This window comes from Streptomyces sp. NPDC055140, from assembly GCF_053607285.1.
The window spans coordinates 1-4,430 of the sequence record NZ_JBSGTG010000111.1 but is presented as its reverse complement, the minus strand read 5'-3'; the positions used below and the strand labels follow the sequence as shown (position 1 = coordinate 4,430).

Annotated in this window: 6 protein-coding genes and 1 pseudogene; 3 read left to right on the top strand and 4 right to left on the bottom strand. The window is 69.8% G+C overall.

What is annotated here, in order from left to right; translation table 11 throughout:
• Positions 1 to 236 (bottom strand): alpha/beta fold hydrolase (locus tag ACWFR4_RS47750; RefSeq protein ID WP_453658127.1); only part of this gene is annotated, 236 nt, incomplete at its 3' end.
• Positions 237 to 394: 158 nt separating this feature from the next.
• Between ACWFR4_RS47750 and ACWFR4_RS47745 the strand changes: the two genes are divergently transcribed.
• Positions 395 to 790, top strand: coding sequence for a winged helix-turn-helix transcriptional regulator (locus tag ACWFR4_RS47745; RefSeq protein WP_453658125.1), 396 nt, complete (start codon positions 395 to 397; stop codon positions 788 to 790).
• 78 nt (positions 791 to 868) lie between these two features.
• Here ACWFR4_RS47745 and ACWFR4_RS47740 read toward each other — a convergent pair whose 3' ends face one another.
• Positions 869 to 1,495: a TetR/AcrR family transcriptional regulator gene (locus ACWFR4_RS47740; protein ID WP_453658123.1), complete on the bottom strand. Its 627-nt coding sequence runs from the start codon at positions 1,493 to 1,495 to the stop codon at positions 869 to 871.
• 112 nt (positions 1,496 to 1,607) lie between these two features.
• Here ACWFR4_RS47740 and ACWFR4_RS47735 point away from each other — a divergent pair, with 112 nt between their 5' ends.
• Positions 1,608 to 2,570 carry a zinc-dependent alcohol dehydrogenase family protein gene (locus ACWFR4_RS47735; protein ID WP_385882164.1) on the top strand — a complete coding sequence of 321 codons (963 nt, stop codon included), beginning with the start codon at positions 1,608 to 1,610 and terminating at the stop codon, positions 2,568 to 2,570.
• Positions 2,571 to 2,742: 172 nt separating this feature from the next.
• Here ACWFR4_RS47735 and ACWFR4_RS47730 read toward each other — a convergent pair whose 3' ends face one another.
• Entirely contained in the window at positions 2,743 to 3,303 is a 561-nt protein-coding gene (locus tag ACWFR4_RS47730; RefSeq protein ID WP_453658121.1) for a TetR/AcrR family transcriptional regulator, read from the bottom strand.
• Positions 3,304 to 3,405: 102 nt separating this feature from the next.
• Here ACWFR4_RS47730 and ACWFR4_RS47725 point away from each other — a divergent pair, with 102 nt between their 5' ends.
• Positions 3,406 to 4,314 (top strand): NmrA family NAD(P)-binding protein, encoded by a 909-nt coding sequence (locus ACWFR4_RS47725; RefSeq protein ID WP_453658119.1) that lies wholly within the window; start codon positions 3,406 to 3,408, stop codon positions 4,312 to 4,314.
• A 5-nt stretch (positions 4,315 to 4,319) separates the two neighbouring features.
• Here the strand turns inward: ACWFR4_RS47725 and ACWFR4_RS47720 are convergent.
• Positions 4,320 to 4,430: pseudogene (locus ACWFR4_RS47720) on the bottom strand (integrase); the annotation flags it as partial.

The following is a 4,430-nucleotide window of genomic DNA, read 5'->3' as shown; positions in this document are numbered from 1 at the left end:
GCGTAGCTGTGACCCACCAGCACCACCTCGGTCAGGTCCTCCTGGTGGATCAGCTTCAGGACGTCCTCGACGTGCGTGTCGAGGCCCACCTCGGGTCCGAGCAGGTGTGCCTTGTCGCCGTAGCCGGTCAGCGAGGGCGCGAACGCGCGGTGTCCGGCCGACTCCAGCAGCGGGACCACCCGCTCCCAGCACCGGCCGCTGTGCCAGGCACCGTGTACCAGCAGAAAAGTTGACATGAGGTGGATTTTCTTCCTCTTCAGGGCGTAAAGGCGCAGGAACATTGCGGTTCCTTTTTGCGCCTCGGTACTCTTCGGGAACCGAAATCATCGTGCTGCACCTGCCGCACCCCGATCAATAAGGCACATTCAGGTGCCCCGGTTCTCTGGAGGTAACCATGACTGGCACCGCGGGCGGCGAGTCGCCGCCGGCACGGCCGGAGGGCCCGTGCCAGGCCCGTGAAGTGCTCGGCATCGTCGGCGACAAGTGGTCGCTGCTGATCGTGCGTAACCTCAGCCAGGGGCCGCGCCGCTTCACCGAACTCAAGCGGACCGTCGACGGGATCAGCCAGCGTATGCTCACCGTCACCCTGCGCGGCCTGGAACGCGACGGGATCCTCACACGGACCGTCCGCAACATCATGCCGCCGCACGTCAGTTACGAACTCACTCCGATGGGCAGGACCCTCCGCGAAGCCACCGCACCCCTGTTGGAGTGGAGCATCACGCACCTGACGCACATCGACGCCGCCCGCGCCGTGTACGACGCTCGCCCCGACACCCCGCCCGCCTGAATCCCGCCCCGGCTGTACTCACCGATCGGCAGGTACGGCTCGATGAGCTTGCCCTGGTCATCGGTGAACTGTCCTATGTCATACCAGGTCTGATGCAGGTTTGGGTGACAGGTTGACCTGCCCTCCCGTCTCCGGTGCGGCGCGGAACGCCTCGATCACGTAGGCGGCGAAGCGGCGGGAGGCCGTAAGCCGGGCGGGGCATGGCGCGTGCTGGAGGCCCTGGTGGGCCGTGAGCATGAGGATCAGGTCGTCGACGACGAAGCCGGGGCGGAGCTGGCCGGTCTCCTGGGCGCGGCGGGTTAGTTCGGTGACCGCGCGTACGGTCCGCTCGCGGTCGGTGGTGAAGTCCATGGCCTCGGGGAAGGCGGTCATGAAGGCGTCGGCGAATCCGCGGCTGTGTGCGTGGAGTTCGCAGATCCGCTCGATCAGGCTCTGGAATCCGTGCCACGGGTCCGCGTCCATGAGGGCGTCCCGGACGGCGTCGTGGCAGGCTCGGCGCTGCTCGGTGAAGGTTTCCGCGATCAGTGCTTGCTTGGTCGGGAAGTGCCGGTACAGCGTGGCGGGGCCGAGGGCCACGTGCCGGGCGACGTCGCGCATGGGTGCGCTCAGGCCCTTTTCGCCGAACACCGCGCGGGCGGCGTCCAGGATGCGGGCCCGGTTGTCGCGGGCGTCGGAGCGCGCGGTCTGAGGCAATTGGTCGGTCATCGTTTCTCACTTCAGCCAGACGGACGAGGGCGTCCGTTACGGTCCGATGGCGGTGCTGCCCCCACGGTCGCAGCAGTTGTGTCCCGTCCGTCCACCGGCCCAAGGAGCAGAGATGAAAGCAGTCGTCATCAGGACGTTCGGAAATCCTGAGGGCCTGGAGGTCATCGACTTGCCCGTGCCCGTTCCCGCCCCGGGGCAGGTGCGGATCGCCACGGAGGCGATCGGAGTGGGCGGCGTGGACGCCGTGATCCGCCGGGGAACGCTCGCCGCCTACGGGTTCCGGGCGGGCCACCTCCTGGGCAGCGAGGTCGCGGGAAGCGTCAACGCGGTGGGAGAGGGCGTGGATGCCTCGTGGATCGGGCGGCGAGTGTGGGCGTTCACCGGCCTATCCGGTGGGTATGCCGAGCAAGCCGTCGCCTCGGTCGATGATGTGCTGCCGCTGCCCCACGGTCTGACCGGCACCGACGCGGTTGCTCTCGGTGGCTCCGGCGTGGTCGCCCACTTCGCCCTGGAGCGGGCCCGTTTCGCGCCCGGAGAGACGGTGCTCGTGCGCGGTGCGGCGGGCAGCATCGGGATCACGGCGGTCCAGCTCGCAGCCAGGGGCGGCGCGGGCGCGGTGGCGGTCACCACCTCATCGGCCGAGCGTGGGGCCCGCCTGAAGGAGCTGGGTGCGACGCATGTCCTGAGCCGCTCCGGTGAGGGCGGCCCGGACGCACCGGCCGGCTTCGACGTGGTGATCGACGTCGTGGGAGGTCCCCAGCTTCCCCTCTTCCTGGACAGGTTGAAGTCCAACGGGCGGTACGTGGCCGTCGGTGTGGTCGGGGGGCAGCCGCCGGCGGACTTCGGCATGCGACTGATGGGTGCCTTCCGCAGATCGCTGTCGTTCGCCACCTTCAGCTCCGACACCGTGCCCGGCCCCGACCGGCAGGCCGTGCGGTCGTCCCAGTTCGCCGATGCCGCACTCGGGGACCTGCGCACGGTGCTGCACGAGGTGCTGCCGCTGGACCAGGCGGCGCTGGCCCACCGCAAGATGGACGCGGGAGAGGTGTTCGGGAGGATCGTGCTGGTTCCCTGAGCCGGGCAGAGACGGCGTTCACTGCGCCGGAGCGGAAAGCGGGGCTGCTCGGGTGCACCGGGCGTCCCGCCGCATCGTCTTGAGCCCGCCCCGCCACGTTCCCTGGGGTGCTCCGGCGGACCGCTGCGGGCCTTCGCCAGGGAGCGCCGCCCACACAGGCACGCCTGCCTTCTCACCCTTGCGGGCTGATCCCCCGTACCGTCAGGGCTAGCAGCCGGTGCGCTTCGGCGGCAGGGTCCGGATGATGCTCCGTGGCGAGTGCGAGGCCCGTGACCAGCGAGATCAGGTCGCCGGTGGTTACCTCTGGTGCCACCGCGCCGGCCCGGGCGGCGCGGTCCAGCAGCGGATCGACCGCACCGCCGAGCCGCGCCGCGCAGGCATTCACGTGATCCGCGTCGTCCATCTCGTCCTGGAGCAGCGCATCGGCCATGCCGCGGGCGGAGGTCGCGTAGGCGGTGAGGGCGGTCAGCCAGTCCAGCAGCGCGGCTCGGGGGTCGTCCGCGTCGACGAGATTCGCGGCACAGGAGCATAGGGCGTCGATCCTCTTGCTGAATACCGCTTCCAGCAGGGCCCGGCGGCTGGGGAAGTGTCGGCGTACGGTGGCCGATCCGACTCCGGCGGTGCGGGCGATCTGTTCCAGGGAGGCGTCGGTGCCGTGCGCGGCGACCTCCGCCTCCGCCACGGCGAGGATCCGTGCGTAGTTGCGTCGGGCATCCGCGCGCTGGGCCGTCATGGCGTCGTCTCCGTGCTTGCTAAGTGGCGGGGCCCTCCGTATCGTACTCGACATAAACGGTGGGTCCCGCCGTTTACGTCGGAATGTCATCCGAGGAGCAGCATGACCACAGAGTCCGCCCCCGTTCTGGTCGTCGGCGCCACCGGTCAGCAGGGTGGTGCCACCGCTCGTGCCCTGCTCACGGCGGGCATTGCCGTCCGGGCGCTGGTCCGCAACCCCGCGACCGCCCGGGCCAAGGCAATCGCGGCGCTCGGCGGCGAACTGGTCACCGGCGACCTCGACGACCGTGGCTCGGTGAGCCGGGCTGCCGCGGGAGTGCGCGCCGTCTTCTCTGTCCAGATGCCCGACATGGACGGCCGCGGGTTCGAGGGCGAGGTCGCGCAGGCCGTCAACCTCATCGAAGGCGCGCGGGCCGCCGGGGTCCCACAGTTCGTCCACACCTCCGTCTCCGGTGCGGGGCAGCACGTCAGCTGGGTCAAGGGCCGGTGGGCCTGGATGGAGCCGTACTACACCGCCAAGGCCGGGATCCAGGACCGGGTCCGCGAGGCTGACTTCACGCACTGGACGCTCATCAAGCCGGGCTTCTTCATGGAGAACTTCCGCCCCTCCGCCGCGATCATGTTCCCCCGCGGGGTCGAGGGCGGTCTGGTGAGCCTGTTGAAACCCGCAACCCGGCTGTCCCTGATCGCTGTCGACGACATCGGCACGGCAGCCGCCGCGGCCATCGCCGCGCCTGAACGGTTCGACAGGATCGAGCTCGAGCTGGCTGGCGACCTCCTGACGATGACGGACATCGCCGCGGTCCTCTCCCACGCCCTGGGCACCGAGCTGACCGCGCCCGACATGACCGAAGAAGAGGCGACCGCCGCCGGGATGCCCGGCATGGGCTTCGCACAGGCCCGCATCAACGAAGAATCCCAGCCCGCCCGCCCCAAGTTCGCACGGGATCTGGGTCTGCCCCTCACCACCTTCGAGACCTGGGCACGAGACCACCTCAGGGACACCAGGTGACGCCGATCGGCGCTGGTGCCGACCGCGCCCATCGACCGTGTGACCCCGAGTTGGTCGCAGAGGGCGGCGAAGGCCCGGGATCCGTATTGGGCGAGTTCAACTGGTCGATGCAACAC

Excerpts from the sequence above, each read along its gene's own strand:
- ACWFR4_RS47745 (WP_453658125.1), top strand. The coding sequence starts at position 395 with ATGACTGGCACCGCGGGCGGCGAGTCGCCGCCGGCACGGCCGGAGGGC.
- ACWFR4_RS47740 (WP_453658123.1), bottom strand. The coding sequence starts at position 1,495 with ATGACCGACCAATTGCCTCAGACCGCGCGCTCCGACGCCCGCGACAAC.
- ACWFR4_RS47735 (WP_385882164.1), top strand. The coding sequence starts at position 1,608 with ATGAAAGCAGTCGTCATCAGGACGTTCGGAAATCCTGAGGGCCTGGAG.
- ACWFR4_RS47730 (WP_453658121.1), bottom strand. The coding sequence starts at position 3,303 with ATGACGGCCCAGCGCGCGGATGCCCGACGCAACTACGCACGGATCCTC.
- ACWFR4_RS47725 (WP_453658119.1), top strand. The coding sequence starts at position 3,406 with ATGACCACAGAGTCCGCCCCCGTTCTGGTCGTCGGCGCCACCGGTCAG.